Origin of the sequence: Duganella dendranthematis, from assembly GCF_012849375.1 — a bacterium.
Taxonomy (GTDB): domain Bacteria; phylum Pseudomonadota; class Gammaproteobacteria; order Burkholderiales; family Burkholderiaceae_D; genus Rugamonas; species Rugamonas dendranthematis.
In genome coordinates, this window is record NZ_CP051684.1 from 82381 (window position 1) to 106537 (window position 24157).

15 protein-coding genes are annotated in these 24157 nt (G+C 65.0%); 7 read left to right on the forward strand and 8 right to left on the reverse strand.

Annotation, left to right across the window (positions count from 1 at the left end):
- Nucleotides 1–17 precede the first annotated feature (17 nt).
- Nucleotides 18–1259, reverse strand: coding sequence for an MFS transporter (locus tag HH213_RS00455; RefSeq protein ID WP_169110075.1), 1242 nt, complete (start codon nucleotides 1257–1259; stop codon nucleotides 18–20).
- Between the two features lie 90 nt (nucleotides 1260–1349).
- Between HH213_RS00455 and HH213_RS00460 the strand changes: the two genes are divergently transcribed.
- Together HH213_RS00460 and HH213_RS00465 are read left to right on the forward strand one after the other, a co-directional pair.
- Complete coding sequence (locus HH213_RS00460; protein WP_169110078.1) at nucleotides 1350–2135, forward strand: helix-turn-helix transcriptional regulator; 786 nt, start codon at nucleotides 1350–1352, stop codon at nucleotides 2133–2135.
- A gap of 109 nt (nucleotides 2136–2244) precedes the next feature.
- On the forward strand, nucleotides 2245–3138 hold the full coding sequence (locus HH213_RS00465) for a GGDEF domain-containing protein (RefSeq protein WP_169110080.1): 894 nt from the start codon (nucleotides 2245–2247) through the stop codon (nucleotides 3136–3138).
- Between the two features lie 4 nt (nucleotides 3139–3142).
- On the opposite strand, the gene clpB is transcribed toward HH213_RS00465, so the two are convergent.
- The 7 genes from clpB to HH213_RS00500 form a co-directional block, all read right to left on the reverse strand.
- Complete coding sequence (gene clpB, locus HH213_RS00470) at nucleotides 3143–5740, reverse strand: ATP-dependent chaperone ClpB (RefSeq protein WP_169110082.1); 2598 nt, start codon at nucleotides 5738–5740, stop codon at nucleotides 3143–3145.
- 65 nt (nucleotides 5741–5805) lie between these two features.
- On the reverse strand, nucleotides 5806–6264 hold the full coding sequence (moaE, locus tag HH213_RS00475; RefSeq protein ID WP_169110084.1) for a molybdopterin synthase catalytic subunit MoaE: 459 nt from the start codon (nucleotides 6262–6264) through the stop codon (nucleotides 5806–5808).
- Nucleotides 6261–8774, reverse strand: coding sequence for a DUF349 domain-containing protein (locus HH213_RS00480; RefSeq protein WP_169110086.1), 2514 nt, complete (start codon nucleotides 8772–8774; stop codon nucleotides 6261–6263). The genes moaE and HH213_RS00480 overlap by 4 nt, the downstream gene beginning before the upstream one ends.
- 78 nt (nucleotides 8775–8852) lie before the next feature.
- Nucleotides 8853–9476 (reverse strand): hypothetical protein, encoded by a 624-nt coding sequence (locus HH213_RS00485; protein WP_229263237.1) that lies wholly within the window; start codon nucleotides 9474–9476, stop codon nucleotides 8853–8855.
- 212 nt (nucleotides 9477–9688) lie between these two features.
- Nucleotides 9689–12094 carry a bifunctional acetate--CoA ligase family protein/GNAT family N-acetyltransferase gene (locus tag HH213_RS00490; RefSeq protein ID WP_169110088.1) on the reverse strand — a complete coding sequence of 802 codons (2406 nt, stop codon included), beginning with the start codon at nucleotides 12092–12094 and terminating at the stop codon, nucleotides 9689–9691.
- Between the two features lie 19 nt (nucleotides 12095–12113).
- A complete protein-coding gene (locus HH213_RS00495) occupies nucleotides 12114–13103 on the reverse strand; it encodes a DUF2804 domain-containing protein (RefSeq protein ID WP_169110090.1) in 990 nt (329 codons plus the stop codon).
- 10 nt (nucleotides 13104–13113) lie between these two features.
- Nucleotides 13114–14355, reverse strand: a complete 1242-nt coding sequence (locus HH213_RS00500) for a winged helix-turn-helix domain-containing protein (protein WP_169110092.1) — start codon at nucleotides 14353–14355, stop codon at nucleotides 13114–13116.
- 135 nt (nucleotides 14356–14490) lie between these two features.
- Between HH213_RS00500 and HH213_RS00505 the strand changes: the two genes are divergently transcribed.
- The 5 genes from HH213_RS00505 (at nucleotide 14491) to HH213_RS00525 (ending at nucleotide 24142) form a co-directional block, all read left to right on the forward strand.
- Nucleotides 14491–17127 (forward strand): sensor domain-containing diguanylate cyclase, encoded by a 2637-nt coding sequence (locus tag HH213_RS00505; protein ID WP_169110100.1) that lies wholly within the window; start codon nucleotides 14491–14493, stop codon nucleotides 17125–17127.
- A 76-nt stretch (nucleotides 17128–17203) separates the two neighbouring features.
- Nucleotides 17204–18430 carry an exonuclease SbcCD subunit D C-terminal domain-containing protein gene (locus HH213_RS00510; RefSeq protein ID WP_110848756.1) on the forward strand — a complete coding sequence of 409 codons (1227 nt, stop codon included), beginning with the start codon at nucleotides 17204–17206 and terminating at the stop codon, nucleotides 18428–18430.
- Complete coding sequence (locus HH213_RS00515; RefSeq protein ID WP_169110102.1) at nucleotides 18427–22416, forward strand: AAA family ATPase; 3990 nt, start codon at nucleotides 18427–18429, stop codon at nucleotides 22414–22416. Before HH213_RS00510 ends, HH213_RS00515 begins: the two co-directional genes overlap by 4 nt.
- An 8-nt stretch (nucleotides 22417–22424) precedes the next feature.
- Nucleotides 22425–23576 carry a serine hydrolase domain-containing protein gene (locus HH213_RS00520; protein WP_169110104.1) on the forward strand — a complete coding sequence of 384 codons (1152 nt, stop codon included), beginning with the start codon at nucleotides 22425–22427 and terminating at the stop codon, nucleotides 23574–23576.
- A gap of 53 nt (nucleotides 23577–23629) precedes the next feature.
- Entirely contained in the window at nucleotides 23630–24142 is a 513-nt protein-coding gene (locus HH213_RS00525; protein WP_169110106.1) for a putative metalloprotease CJM1_0395 family protein, read from the forward strand.
- Nucleotides 24143–24157: the final 15 nt, after the last annotated feature.

Consider the following 24157-nt stretch of genomic DNA (forward strand, 5'->3'; position numbering starts at 1 on the left):
GTTAAAATGCTTTGATTCTATGCGGTTTTCGGCGTCGCCACCACGCGCGTGTTGCTGCCGACACCCACCGCCGTCAGGATCACCAGCGCCTGGAAGATGCCGATGAACACGAACACGCCGGCCGGATGGTGCGCATCCATCAGCGCGCCGAACAGCAGCGGCCCCAGCGCCAGGCCGCTGTCCAGGCCAGAGTACACCACGCCGAACACGCGGCCGGTGGCGTTGGCCGGCGCCGCAGCGCGTATCATCAGGTCACGCGATGGGCCGGAGATACCGGTCACCAGGCCGATCGCGCCCATCAGCCCTACCGCCAGCCACGCCGGCACCACAGCCGCCGCCAGAACCAGCGCTAGCAGCGCCGCCGTGCCGAAGGCGATCATGATGATACGGTCATGGTTGCGGCTGCCGGCGCCGAGGAAACCGCCATACGCCATGCCTGCCGCCGACGCGAACATGAAGCAGGTGTAGGCCGAGGTAGCCGTGCCCAGCGACATGCCGTACAGGCTGACCAGGCTGGTGGCGGCAAAGGTCTGGATGCCGGCCAGCGCCACGGCGGAGATCAGGAAGAAGGCGAAGCACAGCCACACCACTTTCAGTTTGAGGAAGCCGAAGGCGCTGGCGTCGGCGTTGGCAGGTCCGGCCTTGGCGCCAGCCACGCCGGCCAACGGAATCGCGGCCGGCTCGGGACGCAGCGCGTGGCGGTTCCAGACCAGCAGCGCCAGCACCATCAACGGCAACAGCGCGGCGCTCAGCAACGCAGTGCGCCAGTCGCTGCGGCCCGCCACAAACGTCAGGAACAGCGGCGATAGCGCCCAGCCGATATTGCCGCTGATGCCGTGCACCGAGAAGCCATGCGCCAGCCGCGCCTTGGACACGCGCTGGTTCAGCAGTGTGTAATCGGCCGGATGGAATACACTGTTGCCGCAGCCGGCCAGCAAGGCGCCCAGCATCATTTGCGGATAGCTGTGCGCGCTCGACAGCATCACCGCCGACACGCCCAGCAGCGCAATCCCGCTGAACAGCACGGTGCGCGCGCCGAGCCGGTCGACCACGAAGCCTGCCATCGCCTGCCCCACGCCGGACACCACGAAAAACACCGTCATCAGCAGCCCCAGCTCTGAATAGCTGAGACCGAACTCGGGCTTCAGCCACGGAATTAGCGCCGCCAGAATCACGTGATAAAAATGCGAAGTGCCGTGCGCCAGCCCTACCAGCCCGATCACGCGGGCGTCCTGCCGCAGCAAGGTCTTGTCGTTCATACTGCTCTCCCCTGGATATTTTGCCAAAGTGTAAGCAATTTGCGTCAGTCTGATTTAAGATAGAGCGACAACCTTTATCGCTTTTCTGCCATGCCTATTCCCATCGTCAACCATACCCGCTTCGACTGGCACAGCGACACGCCCAGCGCCGAGCGGCCGCTGACGATGTCCGGACGCGATCTGCAAGCGGCCGCCGTACTGCTGCCGCACCACCACAGCTGGGGCCAGTTCACCTACGCGTTGCAAGGCGTAATGCGGGTCGAAGCCAACCACAGCAGCTGGATCGTGCCGCAGCAGCGCGCCGTCTGGATTCCGCCCGGCGTGGTGCATGGTGTCACCGTGCTGGAAAATACCCACTTGCGGCCGATGTCCGTGTACGCCGGCCGCGCGCCGTTCGCCGGCAACGAATGCAAGGTGCTGGAGTTGTCCAGCCTGCTGCGCGAACTGCTGACGGCGCTGGAACAGCACGACCGCAACGAGCAATCGCCACGCGAACACCTGCTGATGGAAATGATCCTGGACGAAATCCCGCGCTGCGCGGTGCAGCCGGTGCGCGTGCCGCTGCCCACCGACAAGCGCCTGAAAACGCTGTGCGAGGCGCTGATCGCCGATCCCGGCGCGGAACGCACTTTGGCCGACTGGGCCGGCCAGGTCGGCGCCTCCGAACGTACCCTCGCCCGCCTGTTCGAGCGCGAACTGGGCATGGGCTTCGCGCAATGGCGCCAGCAAGCGCGGCTGGCGCACGCGGCGCCGCTGATCGCCAACGGCATGCCGCTGTCGCAGGTGGCGGCCGAACTGGGCTACGCCAGCCAGTCCGCCTTCTCGGCCATGTTTCGCAAAACCTTCGGCTGCTCGCCGTCAGCATTTTTTAAATAACAACAATAATGACCGTTCGTTAAGTTTTCCTATTTTCTGCCGATAAGCTGTGCTTGGACAAAAGTACGGTACATTAGTGGAAACCAATCAATTAGAAAAAACCTATCGAATGGCGGACCTGTCTCTCTTCTCGAACGAACAGATCGCGGCCCTGCTGTCGGCGCTGCCGGACCCGGCATTCATCCTCACCCGTAGCGGCCGCTACGCCGCTGTATTCGGCGGTACCGATAGCCGCTACTACCACGACGGTAGCGGCCTGGTCGGCAAGACCCTGGACGACGTGCTGCATCCGGAAAAAGCCGCCTGGTTCCAGGCGCAGGTCGCTATCGCGCTGGCCTCGCAGGGTTTGCATGTGGTGGAATACGCGCTGGGGCGGGACGACGTCAAAGGCATCGGCACCGACGGCCCGGAAGAACTGATCTGGTTTGAAGGCCGCGTGCAGACGCTGGGCTATCAGGTGCTGGAAGAAGAAGCGGTGCTGTGGGTCGCCAGCAATATCACCGCAAGTAAGAAACTGGAAGCGCTGCTGCGCATGCAGAGCGAGACCGATTCACTCAGCAACCTGCCCAACCGCCGCAAGCTGATGAGCAGCCTGACCGAGCATTTCGAACTGTTCGCCCGCTACAAGACGCCGGCCTCGGTGCTGATTTTCGATATCGACCACTTCAAGAGCATCAACGACGGCCAAGGCCATCTGGCCGGCGACAGGACCATCGCGGCCACTGCCGATGTCTGCCGGAGGGAGTTGCGCGCCACCGATTTTCCGGCGCGGCTGGGAGGGGATGAATTTGTCGTGCTGATGCCGCACACCGACAGCGAACAAGCGCTGCCGATCACGGAAAGGCTGCGCCAGCGCATCGCCGAACAGGCCGGCGCCACCATCAGCGGCGGCCTGAGCGAGATGACAGCGGGCGACCTGTCCTACGAAGAAGTGCTGAAGCGGGCGGACGACGCGCTGTACTGCGCCAAACGCGACGGCCGCAATCGCATCGTCCGCTCGTAAGGGATTACCGGAACGTCAGCTCGCCGTTGTTCACATCCACGTGGATGGTGTCGGTCGGGCCGAAGCGTCCTTGCAGAATCAGCTTGGACAGCGGATTTTCGATCTCCTGCTGGATCGCCCGTTTCAGTGGCCGCGCGCCATACACCGGATCGTAGCCCGCCTCGGCAATCTTGTGCAGCGCCGCGTCGGTCACCTGCAAGGTCATCTCCATCTTGGCCAGACGACGCTCCAGGATGGCCAGCTGAATCCGCGCAATCGCGCCGATGTTCTTCTCATCCAGACCGTGGAACACAACAATCTCATCGATCCGGTTGATGAACTCCGGACGGAAGTGCGAGCGCACCTCGGCCATCACCGCCAGCTTGATCACGCCAGGATCGGAATCCTCCATCGACTGGATCTTATGCGAACCCAGGTTCGAGGTCATGATGATCACCGTGTTCTTGAAGTCCACCGTGCGGCCCTGGCCGTCGGTCATGCGGCCATCGTCCAGCGCCTGCAACAGCACGTTGAACACGTCCGGATGGGCCTTCTCCACCTCGTCGAGCAGGATCACGCTGTACGGCTTGCGGCGCACCGCTTCGGTCAGGTAGCCGCCTTCGTCGTAGCCGACATAGCCCGGCGGCGCGCCGATCAGGCGGGCCACCGAATGCTTCTCCATGAACTCGCTCATGTCGATGCGGATCAGCGATTCTTCCGTATCGAACAGGAAGCCGGCCAGCGCCTTGGTCAGCTCGGTCTTGCCGACGCCCGTAGGTCCGAGGAACATGAACGAACCATACGGACGATTCGGGTCCGACAGGCCGGCGCGCGAACGGCGGATGGCGTCGGCCACCGCATTGATCGCCTCGTCCTGGCCCACCACGCGCTCGTGCAGCTTCTCTTCGATGTGCAGCAGCTTGTCGCGCTCGCCCTGCATCATGCGCGACACTGGAATGCCGGTCGCGCGCGACACCACTTCGGCGATCTCTTCGGCACCCACTTCGGTGCGCAGCAGACGTTGTTTCGGCGGCGTGTTCTTTTCCAACGACACGCCGTTGGCCGAAGCCGCCTCGGCCTGCTTCAGTTCCGCTTCCAGCTGCGGCAGGCGGCCGTATTGCAGCTCCGAGACGCGCTGCCAGTTGCTCTCACGCGTGGCCTGCTCCATCTGCAGCTTGATGCGTTCGATCTCTTCCTTGATGTGGGTACTGCCCTGCACCACGGCTTTTTCCGCCTTGAGGATTTCCTCGAAGTCGTTCAGCTCGCGCGTCAGGCGCACGATTTCCTCGTCGATCAGCTCCAGACGCTTGCGCGAACCGTCGTCCTTCTCCTTCTTGACGGCTTCCTTCTCGATTTTCAGCTGGATCAGGCGGCGTTCCAGCTTGTCCATCACTTCCGGCTTGGAATCGATCTCGATCTTGATCTTGGCCGCCGCTTCATCGATCAGGTCGATTGCCTTGTCCGGCAGGAAGCGGTCGGTGATGTAGCGGTGCGACAGCTCAGCCGCCGCGATAATCGCCGCGTCCGAAATGGCGACCTGGTGGTGCAGCTCGTACTTGTCCTGCAAGCCACGCAGGATGGCGATGGTGTCTTCCACGCTTGGTTCATCGACCAGGATCTTCTGGAAGCGGCGCTCCAGCGCCGGATCTTTCTCGATGTATTTGCGGTACTCGTCCAGCGTGGTGGCGCCGACGCAATGCAGCTCGCCGCGCGCCAGCGCCGGTTTCAGCATATTGCCCGCGTCCATTGCGCCATCGGCCTTGCCGGCGCCGACCATGGTGTGCATCTCGTCGATGAAGACGATGGTCTGGCCTTCATCCATGGCCAGTTCCTTCAGCACGGATTTCAGGCGTTCCTCGAACTCGCCGCGATACTTGGCGCCCGCCACCAGCGCGGCCATGTCCAGCGCCAGCACGCGTTTGCCCTTGAGCGAATCCGGCACTTCGTTGTTGATGATGCGCTGCGCCAGGCCTTCGACGATGGCGGTCTTGCCTACGCCCGGTTCGCCGATCAGCACTGGATTGTTCTTGGAACGGCGTTGCAGCACCTGGATGGCGCGGCGGATTTCATCGTCGCGGCCGATCACAGGATCGAGCTTGCCCTTGCGGGCGCGTTCGGTCAGGTCCAGCGTGTATTTTTTCAGGGCTTCGCGCTGGCCTTCGGCGTCGGCGTTGTCCACCTTGGCGCCGCCGCGCACGGCGTCGATCGCGGTTTCCAGCGACTTGCGGCTCAGGCCACTCTCGCGCGCCAGCGTGCCGGCGTCCGACTTGTCTTCCGTCAGGGCCAGCAGCACCATTTCGCTGGTGATGAACTGGTCGGCGCGCTTCTGCGCTTCCTTGTCGGCCAGGTTGAGTACGCCTACCAGCTCGCGGCTGGCTTGCACGTTGCCATCGGTGCCGGAGACTTTCGGCAGGCGCTCCATAGCGGCCGCCAGCGACTTGGTCAGGCTGCCGACGTTGACGCCGGCGCGTTGCATCAGCGACCGCGCGCTGCCGTCGTCCTGGTTCAGCAGGGCCGTCAGCAGGTGCAGCGGTTCGATGTATTGGTTGTCATTGCCCACGGCCAGACTCTGCGAGTCCGACAGGGCTTCCTGGAGTTTGGTGGTGAGTTTATCTTGACGCATGGTGTTGCTCCGATATATTTAACTATCGCTAACATAGGGATCAGCGATAGCTTTTCAAGGAGCAGCTACAACCATTTGTTTAGCGCCTGGTCGTCGCTGACGCGGGCATCCACCCAGCGCGCGCCCTCGGGCGTCTGCTCCTTCTTCCAAAACGGCGCTTCCGTCTTCAGATAGTCGATGATGAACTCGCTGGCGGCGAACGCCTCGCCCCGGTGCGCCGAGGTCACCGCCACCAGCACGATCTGATCTTTCGGCTGGAGCGGCCCCACGCGGTGGATCACCAGCGCGCTGAAAATCGGCCAGCGCAACTTTGCCTTATCAATAATGTCACTGATCGCCTGCTCGGTCATGCCCGGATAGTGCTCCAGCTCCATCTCCGACACAGTAGCGCCTTCATTCAGATCGCGCACCGTGCCGACGAAGGTGACCACGCCCCCCACTTTGGGATAGCCGGCGCGCAACTGCGCCACCTCGGTCGACAAATCGAAATCCCCGGTCTGAATGCGGACTTCGCTCAAGCTCATGCGCGCTCCGACGCGCCGATGCGGCGGAACAATTGCTCGATGCGGCTGGCGGTGCGGGCGTCGGCCAGGGCCGGCATCGCGCACAGTTGCAGATAGGCGGCAGTGGCCGATTGCGGCTTCTGGCCCGATTTCAGCGACGATTGCAGCACTTCGACCTGCATCTTCAGCCGTTCGCGGGCAAACTCGGCGCCGCTGTCGACGCCGGCCACGATTTCCAGCCGCAACACTTCGTCCAGCAGCTTGGCGCGGTTGCGCTCCAGCTGCGCCGCGTAGTCGCTGCGCTTGCCGTTGAGCGCATCCAGCGCGGCATTGAAGCGGCCTTGCAGTGCGCGTTCGTAATCATTACCCAGCGACGGCAAGGCCGCCCATTTGGCTTGCCACTCGGCGGCGTCGATGGCGGCGCCATCCGAGGCGACTTCGTTTTCCAGCGCCTGGTTCAGGCGCAGCTTGTCGCGCAGCGCATTGGCCTGGGCCGCGCCGGCACGGCGCTTGATCGCGTCCGCCTGCGCCTGCACCTTGCCGACCGCGTTGTGATACCGCTGATTAATGCGCGCTTCGGACGCGCGCGGCACCACGCCAGCCGCGTTCCAGGCAGTGGCGGCGTCCTTCAGCGCCTTGGCGATGGCGGCCAGCTGGGCCTTGTCGTCGCCGCTGAAGCTGGCCTCTTCCAGTTCGTGGCAGATGGCTTCGCGGGCGTGCAGATGCGCTTTGCGCTCGTGATCGGCGGCGTGGGCGGTTTCCTTGCGCTTGGCAAAGATGGCGTCGCAGGCGGCGCGGAAACGCTGCCACAGCGCCTGCTCGACCTTGCGTTCCAGCGGCAGCGACTTGGCCTGCTCCTGCCAGCGTTCCTGCAGGCGGCGCAGCTTGTCCAGCGTGTGGCGCTCGGACGGCTCCAGCGCTTCCGCTTCGGCAATCAGTTCCTCGCGCTTGGCGGCCTCCACCTTGCGCTGCTCGGACAGCGGCGCCAGCATTTGCGCCAGCACCTTGTCGAAGGTATGGTCGAGCTTGCGCTTTTCCTTGCGATCGATGGTGCCCAAACGGGTCCACATCTGGCGCAGGCGCTGGCCGGCGGCGGCCACATTTTTCAGGTCGGCGCCGTCGGCGGCCACTGATTCGGCCAGCGCGCGGGTCTCGGCAATCAGCGCCTCGGCCTTGGCGGCGTTGGCGTGACGCTCGTCCGCCAGTTGCTTGAAGTGGGCGGCGGCCGGGGCGTAGGCGCTGGTGCAGGCGGCGTCGAAGCGCTCCCACAGCGATTTTGGCGCGTGGCCGGAAACGGCGTCCAGCGCTTTCCAGCGGTCGCGCATGCTGCCGACTTTCTTGGCCAGCTCGCTCATCGACATTTTTTGACCGGCCAGGTCTTCCACCGCCTTGACCAGTTCCTCACGCGAGACGTTGCCGCCCCAGCGGGCCCAGTCGCCCAAGCGCTTGAGTTCGGCGCGGACGTGGGTCAGGTGGTCGTTCTGGGCGGGCGTGAGGCGGGCTTTGTGATCGCGCAGCCATTTATCGTGTTCGGCGGCGGCGTGCAGTTGGCCTTGCTCCAGGGCAGCTTCCAGCGCGTCCATGGTTTCCAGGAATTTTTTGTCGACTTCCGTTGGCGGCTGCTTGGGTTGTTTTGGCTGTTTGGCTGGCTTGGCGAGCACGGCGTTGGCCGCTGCTGTGCCGGCGGCGGCGGATTCACCGCTCGCTGTGGCGGAGGCGGCATCGCCCGTCGCCGGGTCTGCGGCCGCGTTGGCGACGCCAGCGGCAGCCGGGGCCGAGGCAGCGGCGGACGCAGCGACAGGCTTTGACGCCACCGTCAACGTGGTGCGCGTCTGCTCGACCGCTTGGGCGAAGTCGCTCAGCAGGTGGCGCGGCAAGGCGCCGTGTTCGGGTGCTTGCTGGTATTCCACCTGATCGGCGGCGTGGCGTTCCAGCGCTTGCAGCGCCTCGTCCGCCGGCAGGCCGGCTTGCGGCAACTTGCGCACCGCCGCCAGCGCATCGATGATGCGGCGCTGCAATGCCACCTGCGCCTCCAGCCGCGCCGCCAGCGCCGCGCGGGCGGTCGCATACGGTTCGGCCAGCGCCGGCACCGCCGCCACCACCTGCCATTGGCGATCCAGCTCCGCCACCTGGTTCGGCGTCAGTTTCTCATCTTGCAACATGCGGTGGGCCAGATCAAGGCAAGCCTGGGCCTTTTGCTGCTCGGCCAATTGGTAACGAATGGCGTCCAGCCGCCCCTGCATCAGCTTGGCGACGCGGCGGTCGGTATTGCGCACCGCCTGCAACACCTGTTCCAGGGCTGGCTGCGACTGCACATACTCCGCCGCGCTCAGACGCACGCTGGCAAACTCGCTCTCCAGGATCAAGGCGACGGCGGCCGCTTCGTTGCCATTCAGCGCGGCGGCGCGCTGCGTTTGCGCGTCCCGACGACCGGCAGTGGCGGCCGCAGCCGCATCCTGTTCGGGCGTGGCCGCAGGTGCTGTGGGAACGGCCGAGGTCTCGGTCGCACGCTTAAAGAGGAAATCGAACATGGTGCCCAGTGGTGATGGCTAAAACCACCATCATAGCAAAGCAGGGGAAATTTGCCCGGCTAGTGCTCTACGGGGCGGTTATTTCATAATTGCATCGTCGCGCGACTGCTGCCGCGCGGGCTTTTTCGGCGGTGGGGCCGGTACTTCTTCCAGGCTGACGATCGGCAACACCTGCAAGCCGGGAATGGAAATCTGGCCGTCATCCACCTCCCCGCCCGGCAGCGCGCGACGGCGGGCCGACACTTGCGCCGCCTCCGCCGGCGGCAGGCCGGAGCGCTTCATTTCATCAAGATGCTTGTCGTGCATCATTAATTGATTGGCGATCGAGAACCAGGTATCGCCGGCGATGGCGTTGCGCGCCAGGACAAACAATTCCTGTTCTTCCTTTTCCAGCCGCTTCAGCAGCGAGGCGCAGAACAGGTCGATGCTGTCGCACACTTCGCTGACTTGCTCATCGCGCACATCAGCCAGTGACCCCAGCTTCTCTTGCAGCAGGCGGATCGACGTCAGCGCCGACTGGTTCAGACGGTTGAGTTCATCTAATAGATGATCGGCACGCTCGGTCGCATCGCGCAGCGCCGGGATCAGATACATTTCAGTCTTGCGCCAGTGGCAAGCCTGATACAGGGTGTTGAGGTTTTCGCAAGCGTATTCCAGTTGCGACAGCGTCATGCGGTTCTGCTGCATGAGCGTGGTGCGCACATACTTTTGAAACGATAGCAAACTCAAACGAACACTGGCTTGCTCGACCGAGAGGGCTACCAAAGTGTATGTGGCGGTTAACATTCTGACTGACTCCCAGGGCTGGATAGCGGAAGTAAAAGTGTAAAGTTTCCCGACAACGGCGCTTTGCGCTAGAACAAACCCGCAGGCACGTTTGGTAGCACCAATATATCTCAAGCGTGGCGCGAATGCTATCGCAAAGGCAGTTGTAGACGCACCATTCCTGCTTCCGGATGCGGCAATACCACGCCGCCGAAGTGGCGTATCAGTTTTTGCACGCCGGTATTTTCCGACAAGGCGTCGCCGACGATCTCGCGCGTACCCCGTGCGCGGAAATAATCCACCAGTTTCTGGAACAAAATGTAGCCCAGTCCTTTGCCTTTCAAATCGGAACGCACGATGATGGCGAACTCGGCCGACTGGTTATCAGGGTCCAGCACCGCCCGCACCACGCCCAGCGTTTCCGGCTGGCCCTGGGGGTTGGGGCGGGTGGCGATGAACGCCATGGCGCGGTCGTAGTCGATTTGCGTCAGCCGCGCCAGCTGGGCCGGCGGCAGTTCGCGCATGGCGGAGAAAAAGCGCAGACGCACATCGTCCGGTGCCAGCGCACTGAAGAACTGCTGGTGCTGCGCGCCATCTTCTGGCTTGATGGGGCGCAGCAGGATCTGGCCGCCGTTCCAGTCCAGCCGCTCCTCCAGCTCCTGCGGGTACGGACGGATGGCCAGCTCCGTGCGCCGTCCGCGCGCCTTGGCCAGGTGCATGCGCGCGCTGAGCGCCACCACGCCGCCGCCGATCGCCAGCAGCGGATTCAAATCCAGTTCAGTCAATTCCGGCAGATCGGCCACCATGTCGGCCACCTGCACCAGCGTGCGGATCAGCGCCTCGCCGTCGGCCGGGGTCTGGCCCTGCGCCAGCAGGCGCGAAACGCGGGTGCGGTCGACCAGATCGCGCGCCAGCGCCATATTCAATGGCGGCAGGCCCGCCGCGCGGTCGGCCGCCACATCGGCGGCAATGCCGCCCTGACCGAAAAACACCACCGGCCCGAACACCGGATCGTGACTGATCTGGATGCGCGCCGCCGCCAGCGTGGCGCCAGCCAGCGCGGCCTGCTGCGGCGTCGCCAGCGCGATGCCATACGCCGCCATCAGCGCGCGCGCATCGGCGTCGGTCAATTCGCTGTGCCCCGCGTGCAGCGCAGCCTGCACCAGCGCGCGCGCCGCCGCCCGTTGCTTGGCGCCGGTGGTCGGCACGCCGACCGGCACCTCCATCAGCAGCTCCTGGTTGCGCCGATACTGGGCGATCTGCAGGAAGCCGTTGACGGCTTTCTCCGGCGTGTCGTAGGTTGGCAGGCCGGCGTCGGCGAACACGCGGCGCGCCTGCGCCACCGAGCTACCGCCCAGCCAGCAAGACAGCACGTTCTTGCCGGCCGCCTGCATCAGCGGCGCCACCGCGCGGGCGATCAGCTCACTGCCCACCATGGCGGTTGGCGCGTGCAGGAACAGCAGCGCGTCGGCCTGCGATTCGTTCAACAGCGCCTGCACCGCGCCGGTGTAACGCTCGACCGGCGCATCGGCCAGGAAGTCGACCGGATTGGTTTGCGGCGCGCCGGCCTGCGCCAGCCGCTTTAGCGTCTCCGGCGAAAACGCCGCCAGTTGCGCGCCGGTGCAGGACAGCGCATCGGCCGCGATCAATCCCAAGCCGCCGCCGTTGGTCAGCACCGCCAGCCGCTCGCCGCGCTGCGGCCGCTGGCGCGCCAGCGTTTCGACGGCGTCGAACAAATCCTCGGTGGAGTACACGCGCAGCATGCCGGCGCGGCGGATCGCCGCGTCAAACACCAGGTCCGCGCCCGGCGCCGCATCGCGTCCGACTTTCAGTACGATGACCGGTTTGCCGCGCGCCGCCAGCCGCCCGGCCGACATGAATTTCCGCGCACTGCTCACCTGTTCAATACACAGCAGGATGGCTTCCGTTTCGCCGTCGGCCGCCAGATAGTCCAGCAGGTCGCCGAAATCAACGTCGGCGCCATCGCCCATGGCGACAAAGCGCGAGAAGCCGATGCCGCGCTGGCCGGCCCAGTCCAGCACCGCCGTCGCCAGCGCCGCCGATTGCGAGACGAATCCCAGCTTGCCCTTGCGCGCCGGCATTTGTGTGAAGCTGGCGTCCAGTCCCATTGCCGGCGACTGCAAGCCCGCGCTGCCCGCGCCGAGGATGCGCAGCAAATACGGCCGCGCCGCTTCCAGCATCGGCTGGCGCAGGCCGCGGCCGCCGTTGTGGCCCGGATCGGCCGTCATCACAATCGCCGCCTTGCAGCCGGCCGCGCCCAGGTCGTGGATCAGCCCCGGCACGGTGGCCGGTGGCGTGCAGATGATGGCCAGGTCGGGCGACACCGGCAGCGCGCTCACCCGCGCGTGGCACTGCAAACCTTGCAGCCGCTGGTACTTGGGATTGACCGGCCACACGGTGCCGCCGCTGCGCGTAAATTCGCCATCCAGCAGATTGGCCAGCACCCGCGTGCCGATGCGCAGCGGCTTGTCCGACGCGCCGATCACGGCCACGGAACGCGGTTGAAACAGTCGGTCGAGATTACGGATGCTCATTGTTGGCTTACTTTCCGGCTTACCAGCGCGAGGAATGGTCTTCGGTCACGCCCATCAGCTGCGTGACCATGCGTTTCGGCTGATCCGGCGCGGCGCGCACCCAGCCGCTGAAGGTGCCGATCGGCTGCAGATAGCGGCTGGCCGCCACCATCGTCTTCTTGTTGTCGCGGCGCGCGCCTTCCGGTGTGAAGTACAAGTCCAGCATATCGTCCTCGGTGAAGATGTGCCACTGCGACAGCGCATCCTTTTTATCGTACAGGAAGTGGGCCGGGCCCAGCGCAATCAGGTCGCCGTCCAGCCACAGTGCGTTTTCATGGTCGCCGAAATAGCCGGCCTGCAGGTTGAAGCCCAGTTCCATATTGTGCGCCGAAGCCCAGCGCCAGGCGGTGTTGCGCGCCAGCAGGCCGTTGGAGTAATCGAAGCTGGCGACACCGCCATCGAGCTTGAATTCATCGCGCCAGGTGCGCACTTCACCGCGCAGCGGCATGGCCGACGATTTCTGCGTGGCGTGCACCGAGCCTTGCGCAATTGGCCCGGTGGCCAGCAGCAGCGGCGATGGCGAGGGGCCGAAGCTGGCGTCGACTTCCAGGTAGTCGCTGCGCAGCGTCAGCGCGTAGCTCCCGTCCCCGCTGGTGTCGATCGCGATGTGGGTGCCGCGCCGCGAGAAGCTGCTCGACTCGCCGGCATGATTGGCCAGCTTGGCCGACACCAGCGGCAAACCGTCCTGCGACAAGTTAGCCAGCATGTCGCCGTCCTTGCGCTCGAAGGCGTAGGCAAAGGCGGTGCTGATCCAGCCTAGATCGACGACGGCGACCGCGCAGAATACCTCCTCCGTGCACAGCGCCACGTAATGCCAGCGCTTGTGGTGAAAGCGCCGCCACAGCGGGCTGCGGGAAAACGGCGCGGCCAGCTGGCTCCAGTCGATGTTGCCGACCTGGCCGGCGTAACGTCCAAACAGCGGCTGTCCGTCGGCGGCCAGCAGGCTGGCGGGGGCAACGGGCAGTGTCATTTTCTTACCTTCATGCGGCTTCCTTGCCTGGTTCTGCCGCACTGAGTGCGGCTTGCAGCTGCGACCCGAAACTGGCCGGCGTCGCTTGCGTGATCTGTATGTGCGGGCATTGGTGCCAGTCGGCCAGCCGTTGCAGCGCGGCGGCGACGTCGCGCGTGAAGCGCTCGCTGACGCGCGTGGCCGGTTCCAGCACCAGCGATTTGAGTTCAAACACGCCGTCGCGCCGGTGCGCCTTGGCGTCCACCCGCCCCACCAGCGCGCCACGGCGCAGGATCGGCAGCGTGAAGTAGCCGTATTTGCGTTTGTCGGCCGGCGTGTAGCATTCCAGCCGGTAGTCGAAGTTGAATAGTTCGAGCGCGCGGCGGCGGTCCCACACCACCGGATCGAACGGCGACAGGATGGTGGTCAGCGTCGGCGCCAACGTGCCGGCGGCGGCGCTGTCCAGCAGCGCCGCATGGTCGGAATGGACGTAGATCGGATCATCCCAGTCATCCACCCAGGCGCGCAGCAATGCGCCCTGCTCCACCAGTGTTTCGGGATCGACGCGCGGCGGCTTGGTGCGGAAGTAGTCGCTGATCCAGCCGGCGCGCGCGCAGCCCATGGCCTTGACGGCTTTCAGTACCAGCTCTCGGCGCACCTCGTCCGTGTGCGGTAACTGGCTGTCGTCCCAGTGCGGCAGCACGCGCTCGGCCAGGTCGTAGATGCGCTGGAAGTTGTGGCGGGCGGCGATCATCAGCGCGCCGGTGGTGAACAGCACTTCCAGCGAACGCTTTTCCGGCTTCCAGCTCCACCAGCCGCCAGCCTGGCCGTCGGTGCGTTCAAAGTCCGAGGAGCGCGTGGGACCGTTGATGCGGATATGTTCCAGCACCGCGTCGACTTCGGCGCGGCGCTCCTTCATCCAGGTGGCGGAATACTTCCAGCCCATGGCTTCCGGGTCCAGCATGCGATGGCGATACAAGCCGTAATCCTCGATCGGCACAAAGCAGGCCTCGTGGGCCCAGTATTCAAACAGCTCACCACCGGCCAGCGCCTGCTCCAGCCATGCCTGCGGATAGTCGCCCAAACGGCTCCACAGCACCAGGTACGGACTGCGCGCCACCACGTGGATAGTATCGATTTGCAGCACGCCCATTTGCCGGATCGCCGCCAGCAGGTCGGGCGGACGGGCCTTGCGGCGACGCGGCTGCAACAGCCCTTGCGCCGCCAGATGCAGCGCGCGCGCGGCGGACAGGCTCAATATCGGTTCAGTCATGAGCGCTATTCTAATAAAGTTTTCAATATTGCCTGTGAACGGATTAAGGTTTTTTTCACCACTTTCACGCCAAAAGCGATATTTCCGTGCAGAATACCCCGAAAGATTTCCGATACCGATGAGGAACGTTCCCCGATGCGCGATCTCTTTCGCCGTTTATACCGCGCGATACTGCTGCCCGCCTTCGGCCTGGGGCTGCTGATTTTCACTTGGGCCGCCGTCACCTATCAGGTCCGGCAGGAACAGAACACCGCCCATTACGAGGCGGTGCTGCATAGTCAATCGCTGGCGCGCACGCTGGCCGAGCATAGCACCCACCTGCTGCGCCAGGTCGATCATGCCACCCAGCTGTTTAAACTCAAATACGAGGAAACCGGCGGCGCGCTGCGGCTGGCCGAATTCACCCGCAAGAACGGCCTGCTCGACTCGCTGCTGCCGACCAAGCTCGATCTGCCGCTGGCCATCCTCGACCGCGACGGCCGGATCATCGACAGCTTGAACGGCTACTTCACGCCGGACCTGAGACGCCAGCCGGTGTTCCGCAACCACGCCAACAACCCGTCCGACGTGTCGCTGGTGGCCACGCCGGTGGTCGACAGCCGCACCAAGAAATGGCAGATCCAGATCTCGCGCCGCCTGAATCATCCCGACGGCAGTTTCGCCGGCGTGATCATGGTGATGATCGATCCGGCCTATTTCGTCGAGGACTACGACCGCCTGAACGTTGATCCCGGCGGCGCGGTGATGCTGATCAGCCGCGAAAACGGCATGTCGGCCGCCCGCATCGACGACCAGGTGATCATCAGCGACAGCATCGACTTCAGCGTGCCGCAGCCCAGCGTCACCCAGCCGGCCGAGGAATTCCTGCTCAAGCGCCGCTTCGACGCCGTCGACCGCATCTACGGCTACGCCGAGATGCCGCGCTATCAGCTGACGGCCGTGGTGGGCGATCCTGCCGCGTCGGCCATGGCGCGCTTTGAACGCCGCCGCAATATCTATTTCGGCGCCGCCGCCGTGGTGTCGGTGCTGGTGACGCTGTTCGTCTACCTGCTGATGCGCCAGGCGCATCGCCTGCGCCACACCGCCCGCATGGTGATCGAGGCGCAGCTAATGCTGCGCGCCGCCGCCGACGCCAGCCTGGATGCGGTGTATATGTTCAAGGCGTGCCGCATGCGCGGCGCACACCGCGAAATACTCGACTTCACCATCGCCGATCTGAATGAACGCGGCGCGCAGCTGTTGGGCTACCGCAGCGCCGACATCAAGGACAAGCGCCTGGTGGAGGTGATGCCCGAGCTGCACTCCAAGGGTTTCGTCGAAAAATTCCGCCATGTGCTGGAATCGCGCCAGCCGCTGGAAGAGGAAATCGAAGTCGACTTCCTGCCCAACCGCGCAGTCCACTGGCTGCACCACCAGATTGTGCCGATCACCGACGGCGTGGCCGTCACCGTGCGCGACATCACCTCGCGCAAGGAAACCGAACTGGCCGCGCGCCAGCAGCAGGCCGAGCTCACCGCCGTCAACGACGCCTCGCCGCTAGGCCTGCTGCGCGCCGACGCCTCCGGCCACTGCACCTACGTCAACCGCACCTTTGAACTGATCACAGGGCTAACGCGCGAGGAAGCGCTGGGCGACGCCTGGATGCGCGCCGTCCATCCGCAAGACCGGGTGGTGCTCAAGACCGCGCTGCAGCACATGGCGCAAACCCGCGCGCCGCACCAGGACACGCTGCGTTGCGTGCACCCGGACGGCATGATCGTCTGGGTCTCGTTCAAGATCGCCGCCATGGTGGTGGACGGCAAAGTGTACGGCTACGTCGGCACGGTGGACGACATCACCCATGTCCGCAAGTCGGTGATGGCACTGCGCGAGAGCGAATCGCGCCTGCGCACCATCGCCGACACGCTGCCGGCGATGGTCGCCTACATCGACGCCAAACAGGTCTACCGCTTCCACAACGTGGCCTACGAACGGGAATTCAACCGCACCGGCACTACGGTGCTGGGCCGCAGCATCCGCGAAACGCTGGGCGAGCAGCGCTACGCCTTCCTGGAACCATACGTACTGCGCGCGCTGGAAGGCGAAACCCTGACCTTCGAGGAAGACGACGACAGCGACACCACTGAACGCACCTACGAAGTGGTGTACATCCCGCAAATGGACGAAGACGGCGCCAATGTGATCGGCTTCCACGTCATGCGGCAGGACATCACCGTGCAAAAGCGCGAGAAACAGCGTTTGCTGCGGCTGTCGCAGGTCGACGCGCTGACCGGCCTGACCAACCGCGCCGGCTTCCTGCAAAAGCTGCACGATTCCATGGCCGCCTCGCGCGCCAACGCCAACCTGATGGCAGTGATGTATATGGACATCGACCGCTTCAAGCCGGTCAACGACACCTTCGGCCACGCCGTCGGCGACGCCCTGCTGAAGGCATTTTCGGCGCGCCTGACCCATACCATGCGCGCCAGCGACACCATCGCCCGACTGGGCGGCGACGAATTCACCATCATCATGGAGCGCATCCACCGCACCGACGACGCGGCGGCCGCCGCGGCCAAAATCGTCACCGCCATGCAGGCCGATTTCGACCTCGGTGGCACCGTGGTGTCGATATCGACCAGCATCGGCCTGACCTACTACCGCGACGAAGAGGTTAGCCCCGCCGAACTGCTGAACCGCGCGGACATCCTGCTGTACGAGGCCAAACAGGCCGGCCGCAACACCTTCCGCGCCGGCTTGCCGGCCCACCCGCCAGCCAGTAACGTCGCATAAGCGCGGCATAAATCAAACCGGGAGCCGCCGGCTTGCGCTATATTGAGCGCTTTCCGGCTGCTTCATCCTATTTTTCATGCGTCTGCTGCACACCTCCGACTGGCATCTCGGCCAATCCCTGCATAATTTCGAGCGTCACTACGAACACCAGCGCTTTCTCGACTGGCTGTTGGACGCCATCGTCGCCGAACAGGCCGACGTGCTGCTGATCGCCGGGGATATTTACGATAACGCCAACCCGTCATCCGCTTCGCAAAAGCAGCTGTACCGCTTCCTGCGGATCGCCAAGGAGCGCGCACCGCATCTGAACCTGATCATCATCGCCGGCAACCACGATTCACCGGGCCGGCTGGATGCGCCCGGACCGCTGCTGGAAGCCCACGGCACGCGCGTGATCGGCGCCGTGCAGCGCAATGCCGATGGCGAGATCGATGTCGAATCGCTGGTGCTGCCACTCACGGGCCGCAGCGGCGCGGTGGAGGCCTGGTGCCTGGCAGTGCCGTTTTTGCGTCCCGGCGACGTGCCACGCGTGGCCACGGAAGACGGCGCCGATCCTTACCTGGCCGGCATCGCCACGCTGTACCAGCAGGCGTTTGCACTGGCGCAGAGCAGGCGCCAGGACGGCCAGGCCATCGTCGCCATGGGCCACTGCCACATGGTGGATGGGCAGATGTCCAACGATTCGGAACGCCGCATCGTTATCGGCGGCACCGAGATGCTGCCGGCCGGGATCTTCGATCCCGCCATCGCTTACGCAGCGCTGGGGCATTTGCATCTGGCGCAAAACGTCGGCAAGCAGGCACACATCCGCTACTCCGGCAGCCCGCTGCCGCTGTCGTTCGCCGAGGTGAATTACGCGCATCAGATTTTGCGCATCGACCTTGACGGCCCGGTGCTGCGCGAGATTGTGCCGGTGGCGGTGCCGCGCGCGGTGGAGCTGATGCGCGTGCCATCCAAGCCGGCGCCGCTAACGCAGGTGCTGGAGGAACTGGCTGCGCTGTCGCCGCCGGACGCGCCGGTGGAACAGCAACCCTATCTGGAAGTGCGCGTGCTGCTGGAGCAACCGGAACCCGGCCTGCGCGCGCGCATCGAAGCGGCGCTGGACGGCAAGCCGGTGCGGCTGGCGAAGATTGAAACCTCGACCGCCGCCCGCGCCTCGTCCATCGACAAGGAAGTGATGACGCTAGACCAGCTGGAAAAACTCAAGCCCGACGACATTTTCAGACAGCTGTACCAGCAGCGCTTCGGCAATGAAGCGCCGGCCGATCAACTGAGCGCTTTTGCGGAGTTGATGCTGCCATGAGAATCCTGAAAATCAGCGGCAAGAACCTGGCCTCGCTGGCCGAAGAATTCAGCGTCAATTTTGAAGCCGAGCCATTGGCCTCCACCGGCCTGTTCGCCATCAGCGGCCCGACCGGCGCAGGCAAGAGCACCTTGCTGGACGCCCTGTGCCTGGCGCTATACGACGCCACGCCACGCCTGCTGCGCGTGGCCGGACGCAATTACCTGGCCGATGTCGGCAACGAGACCGTCTCCACGCAAGACCCGCGCACCCTGCTGCGTCGGGGTACAGCTGAAGGCTACGCGGAAGTGGACTTCGTCGGCAGCGACGGCGCCTCGTACCGCGCGCGCTGGAGCGTGCGCCGCTCCCGCACCAAGGCGGAAGGCGCTTTGCAGCCGACCACCATGTCCCTCAAGCTGCTGCCATCGGAACAGCTGATTGGCGCCACCAAGACCGAGGTCAAGGCGGAAATCGAAAAACGCATCGGCCTGTCGTTTGAACAGTTCACGCGCGCCGTGCTGCTCGCGCAGAACGAGTTTTCGGCGTTCCTGAAAGCCGAAGACAACGAACGCGGCGAACTACTGGAAACGCTGACCGGCAGCACAGTCTATTCCGAAATCTCGATGCGCGCCTTCGAGCGCAACAAGCTGGAACAGGCCGCGCTGCAAAAACTGAATTTGCGCCTGGCCGACCAGAAGCCGCTTAACGCCGAGGAGCGCGCCGAGCTGCTGGCGAAAAGCGCCGACGCCGGCGTCGCCCTGCAAGCGCTGGATCAGCAAAAGGCGGAGCTGGAGCAGGAACTGCGCTGGCACCAGCAGGCGGAGCGCCTCGAACAGGAAGAACAAGCCGCGCGCCAGGCCAGTGCCGACGCGCAAGCCTCGGTGGAAGCCGCTGCACTGCGCCGCGCCGCGTTGGCGCGTATCGACGCCGTGCAGCCGGCACGTCCGCTGGCCGAGGATATCCGCCGCATCAACGGCGACATCACGGCTACGCAGGAAGCCATCGTCGCCGGCACGCACAACGTGCAGCAGGCCGCGCTGGCACTGGAACAGGCCAATGCCGCGCAGGCGCAAGCCGCCGCCAGCCAGCAGGAAGCGGAAGCCGCCCAGCGCGCCGCCGCGCCGCAGCTGGATCAGGCCAAGGCGCTGGACGCCCGCATCGAAGCGATGCTGCCGGCATGGCGGCAGGCATCGGCGGCGTGCGAGAAAGCCGACCAATCCGATGCTGCAGCCAACGCTGCGCTGCAATCGCGACAAGGCGAACATGCGCGCCTGACGGCGCAGCAGCAGGCCGGCGTCACTTGGTTGGAACAGCACAAACACTGGAAGGCCCTGGCGCAGCAGTGGGAGCGCTGGGACGTACTGTTCGTGCAGGCCGGCCAGGCGGCCGCGCAGGCCGAGCGTTTGCATGCAGGTTTATCGCGCGTGCAGCGCAACGCGCAGCTGCATCGCGACGAGGAAGCCGACGCCAGCACCAAGCTGGCCGGCGCCGTGGAAGCACTGCAAACGCTGGAGCTTCAGCGCCAGCAAACCGCGCAGCACCTTGCTTCGTATTCCATCGAGCAATTGCAGGCTTCGCGCGCCAGTTGGGAGCAGTACCGCAGCCGCCTGACCGGCGCGGAGAAAATCTGGTTGGATCTGGAATCACGCCAGACCCGCAACGCGCAAATCGAGACGCAATCGGCGCAGCTGCGCCAGACGATGACTGCCGCCGAGGCGCAACTGGTCGCCGCGCAGCAGGAAGGGATAGCCATTCTGGCCACTTTCGCGCAGGCGGAACGTTCGCTCAAACTGGCGGAAGCCGCCACTGCGGCCAGCGTGGAATCGCTGCGCCAGACGCTGGAAGACGACACGCCCTGCCCTGTCTGCGGCGCCAAGGACCATCCCTACCGCCACAACGACGACAGCCTGCAAACCATGCTGCGCGAGTTGCAAGGCGACGTGGCGCGTAGTCGCCAGCAGCTGGAAGTCAACGTCAATCAACAGGCAGCGCAGCGCGCCACCGCGCAGGCCAGCGCCGATCATCTGAGCGTACTGGCGGCCGAGCAGCGCTCGTTGCAGCAGCAGTTGGAACGCGTGTCCGCCACGTGGTCTGTGCATGCGCTGGTGGTCGCCAACGCGGTGCCGCCGGAAGCCGAACGCACGCAGTGGTTCATCGACAAGCTGACGGAAGCGCAGCAAGGACTGGAGGCCGTCGAGCAGCAGGAGCGCGAGGTGCAGGCAGCGCGGGTGGCGCGCGACCAGGCGCAAACGGCTTACGAACGCTTCGCAGCCGAGCATACGCGCCTGCAAACCGTGGCCGCTGCCGCCAAGGCCGCGCTGGCGCAAGCGGATACCGAATACAAGGCGCTGGAAGATCAGCGCATCGAAGTGGCGCTGGTGCTGAGCGGCCTGCTGGCCGATCTGGATTCGGCCTTCAGCGGCGGTGATATTCCAAGCGAAGAGTGGAAGGAAGACTGGAAGTCCGGCCCGGCGCGGTTTTACGAGGCGCGTCAGGCCGAGAGCAAGCAGTGGCTGGCGCAGCGCGCTGCTTACGATGACCGCGCTGCCGGCATGGCCGCCATCGAGGTCGAACTGAAGGGCTTGAACGAGGCGCTGGCCAAGGCCGGCCAGGACGCCCTGGCCGCGCGCACCGCATTCACGTCTGTCGATGCGGGCGTAAAAGCCAGCCAGGAACAGCGCATGGCGATGTGGGGCGGTAAGGAGATTCGCGACGTCGAAACCGCGCTGCAAGCCGCCATCGATGCCGCCAAAACGCGCCATGCGGCCAGCCAGGCCGCCGCCCAACACGCCGCGCAATTCCGCACGCGCGCCGACGAAGCGCTGGCGCAGGCTGGCAACCGTCTCGCAACGCTACACGCATCCGCCGCCACCGCCGCCGCGCGACTGGAAGACTGGCTGACCGCATTCCAGCAGCGCCAGCCCGATGCCGGCCTGCACGATCTGACGCAACTGCACGACCTGCTCGCCCTGTCCGCCGACGACATCAGCGCCGAGCGCGAAGCCCTGCAAACACTGGCCCGCGCCGCCGACCAGGCCACAACCGTGCTGCAAGAACGCCAACGCCAGCGCGAACAGCACCAACTCACCGCCCCGCCACCGCGCACCATCACCCAAATGCCGGCCGACGCGGTAGGCGCCGACAACGCTACCGGTGGCGCCGACGCGGGCGTGACTGCCGCCCCAGCCGCAGGCAACGCTAACGCGAAGGCCGCAGACAAATCCGCGCCCGCAACCGCAGACCTGTGGGCCGACGCCGCGACACAGGTCCTGGCATCAGCAGACGACGCGCCGCTGGAATCCGCGCCAGCCGCCGACGAAGCACCGGTCGAACCACCGGCCATGGTCATCGCTGCCCTGCTCGCCGCCCTGCTGGCCGAACGCAAAACCGCCAACGACCACGCCACCGCGCTGCACCTCGCGCTGGCGCAAGACGATGACAAACGCCACCGCTCCAGCGCCATGCTGGCAGAAATCGACCACCAGGAATCCATCACCCAGCGCTGGGCGCGAATGGATGACCTGATCGGCTCCGCCGACGGCAAACGCTTTCGCAACTACGCCCAGCAATTTACGCTCGACGTCCTGCTGGGCTACGCCAATGCGCATCTCAACCACCTGTCGCGCCGCTACCAGCTGGAACGCATCCAGAACAACGCCGCGCCATCGCTCGCCCTGCTGGTACGCGACCAGGACATGGGCGGCGAAATGCGCTCGGTGCACTCGCTGTCCGGCGGCGAGTCCTTCCTGGTCTCGCTGGCGCTGGCACTGGGCCTGGCCTCGCTCTCTTCCAACCGCGTACGCGTCGAATCGCTGTTCATCGACGAAGGCTTCGGCAGCCTGGATGCCGACACCCTGCGCGTCGCCATGGATGCGCTGGATGGCCTGCAAGCGATGGGCCGCAAAGTCGGCGTCATCTCCCACGTGCAGGAAATGACCGAGCGGATCTCGGCCAGAATCCTGGTCCAGCCATCCGCCGGTGGCCGCAGCACCATCACCGTTCAATAGGAGTGCCAATGCGCCGCGCCGTCTTGCGTTTCAGCTTATGCATGCTGTTTCCCCTGTCGGCCAGCGCAGCCTCCTGCGCCATCCCCACCATCCAAACCGACGGCTGGGAACTCAGCACGCCCGAAGCCAGCGGTTTCAATCCCACCACCCTGTGCCTGACGCTGACCGCCATCGCCCAGGGCAAGGACAACATCCACAGCATCGTCATCGAACGCCACGGCAAGCTGGTGGCGGAGATGTACCGCAGCGGCAAGGACAAGTCCATCGCCCGAGCGCTCGGCGTGTGGCCGCCGTTCGCGCCAACCGTCAGCTTCGGACCAGACACGCTGCACGACAATCGCTCTATCGGCAAAAGCATCATCAGCCTATTGGTCGGCATCGAAAAACAGCAAGGCAAAATCGACAGCCTCGCCACGCCTGTGCTGGACTACTACCCGGAATACAAAGACCTGCGCTCCCCAGCGCTGGACGCCATCAACCTCGAACACCTACTGACCATGAGCGGCGGTTGGAAGTGGGACGAAGGTGCGCAGCCCAACAACGAGATGCGCCTGTTCTGGAAAACCGATCCCATACGCTACGTGCTGGAGCGGCCGATCGAATCGCCGCCGGGCGCCAAATGGAACTACAACGGCGGCGGCACCTTGATCCTGGCCGATATCGTCAGCCGCGTCGCCGGCAAACCATGGCTGGATGTGGCCAACACCGAATTGTTCGCACCTCTGGGCATCACGCAATGGCAATGGGTGACCGACCTGCGCGGCCGCCCCGCGTCGTTCGCCGGCCTGCGCCTGCGTCCACGCGACATGGCCAAGCTGGGGCGCCTGATGCTGAACCACGGCCGCTGGAACGGCCGCCAACTGGTGGCGGAAGACTGGATCGACGCTTCGCTCAAGCCACGCCTGAGTGTCGGCTTCCGCAGCCCCGGCGACCAGCCGGATGAAATCCACTACGGCTACCAGTGGTGGGCCGGCACGGCGGCATGGAAGGATCACCGCGTCGCCTGGAACGCCGGATTTGGCAACGGCGGCCAGCGCATCTTCATCGTGCCTGAGCTGGACCTGACGCTGGTGGTCACCGCCGGCGACTACGGCTCCGACGAGATGGGCGCCAAGGTCAATCGCCTGCTGCACACCGTGGTGGCCACCGTCACCGAATAGGAAGTAACGCCGCGCTGTTTTTTTGCTATCATTCAGAGGGAGGTTCTCATCCCATGAATGTCGGCGCCATCCCGTCCAGCTATGCCACCGTACCGGCGACGCGCTTTGCGCCAGCGCCGCCGACGGCTAGCGCTGCGCCGCAAGCCACGCCATCGGCCACCACGCAGCTGTCGGAAGAAGCGCTGGCCATGCTGGACCAGCTCAAATCCCGCGACCTCGAAGTACGCCAGCACGAACAAGCCCACCTGGCCGCTGCCGGCGGACTGGCCACCTCCGGTGCCTCCTACACCTACCAGCGCGGCCCGAACGGCGTCGATTACGCCACCGGCGGCGAAGTCAATATCGACACCTCGCCCGGCGCCACGCCGCAAGAAACCATTGAACGCGCGCGCACCATTCAGGCGGCGGCGCTGGCCCCGGCCGAACCGTCCAGCGCCGATCGCGCAGTCGCCTCCCAGGCGCAGCAGATGGAAAACCAGGCCCGCGCCGAACTGGCGCAGCAAAAAACCCAGAACGCCTATGGCGCCGCGCCGACGGCCGCACCCTCGGTGGATATCTATGCGTGAGTGATAAAATCCCGC

Bases quoted from the DNA above. Each gene is read 5' to 3' on its own strand.
- HH213_RS00490 (WP_169110088.1), bottom strand. From the start codon at position 12,094: ATGAGCATCCGTAATCTCGACCGACTGTTTCAACCGCGTTCCGTGGCC.
- HH213_RS00460 (WP_169110078.1), top strand. From the start codon at position 1,350: ATGCCTATTCCCATCGTCAACCATACCCGCTTCGACTGGCACAGCGAC.
- HH213_RS00505 (WP_169110100.1), top strand. From the start codon at position 14,491: ATGCGCGATCTCTTTCGCCGTTTATACCGCGCGATACTGCTGCCCGCC.
- HH213_RS00500 (WP_169110092.1), bottom strand. From the start codon at position 14,355: ATGACTGAACCGATATTGAGCCTGTCCGCCGCGCGCGCGCTGCATCTG.
- clpB (WP_169110082.1), bottom strand. From the start codon at position 5,740: ATGCGTCAAGATAAACTCACCACCAAACTCCAGGAAGCCCTGTCGGAC.
- HH213_RS00520 (WP_169110104.1), top strand. From the start codon at position 22,425: ATGCGCCGCGCCGTCTTGCGTTTCAGCTTATGCATGCTGTTTCCCCTG.
- HH213_RS00455 (WP_169110075.1), bottom strand. From the start codon at position 1,259: ATGAACGACAAGACCTTGCTGCGGCAGGACGCCCGCGTGATCGGGCTG.
- HH213_RS00480 (WP_169110086.1), bottom strand. From the start codon at position 8,774: ATGTTCGATTTCCTCTTTAAGCGTGCGACCGAGACCTCGGCCGTTCCC.
- moaE (WP_169110084.1), bottom strand. From the start codon at position 6,264: ATGAGCTTGAGCGAAGTCCGCATTCAGACCGGGGATTTCGATTTGTCG.
- HH213_RS00510 (WP_110848756.1), top strand. From the start codon at position 17,204: ATGCGTCTGCTGCACACCTCCGACTGGCATCTCGGCCAATCCCTGCAT.
- HH213_RS00465 (WP_169110080.1), top strand. From the start codon at position 2,245: ATGGCGGACCTGTCTCTCTTCTCGAACGAACAGATCGCGGCCCTGCTG.
- HH213_RS00515 (WP_169110102.1), top strand. From the start codon at position 18,427: ATGAGAATCCTGAAAATCAGCGGCAAGAACCTGGCCTCGCTGGCCGAA.
- HH213_RS00495 (WP_169110090.1), bottom strand. From the start codon at position 13,103: ATGACACTGCCCGTTGCCCCCGCCAGCCTGCTGGCCGCCGACGGACAG.
- HH213_RS00525 (WP_169110106.1), top strand. From the start codon at position 23,630: ATGAATGTCGGCGCCATCCCGTCCAGCTATGCCACCGTACCGGCGACG.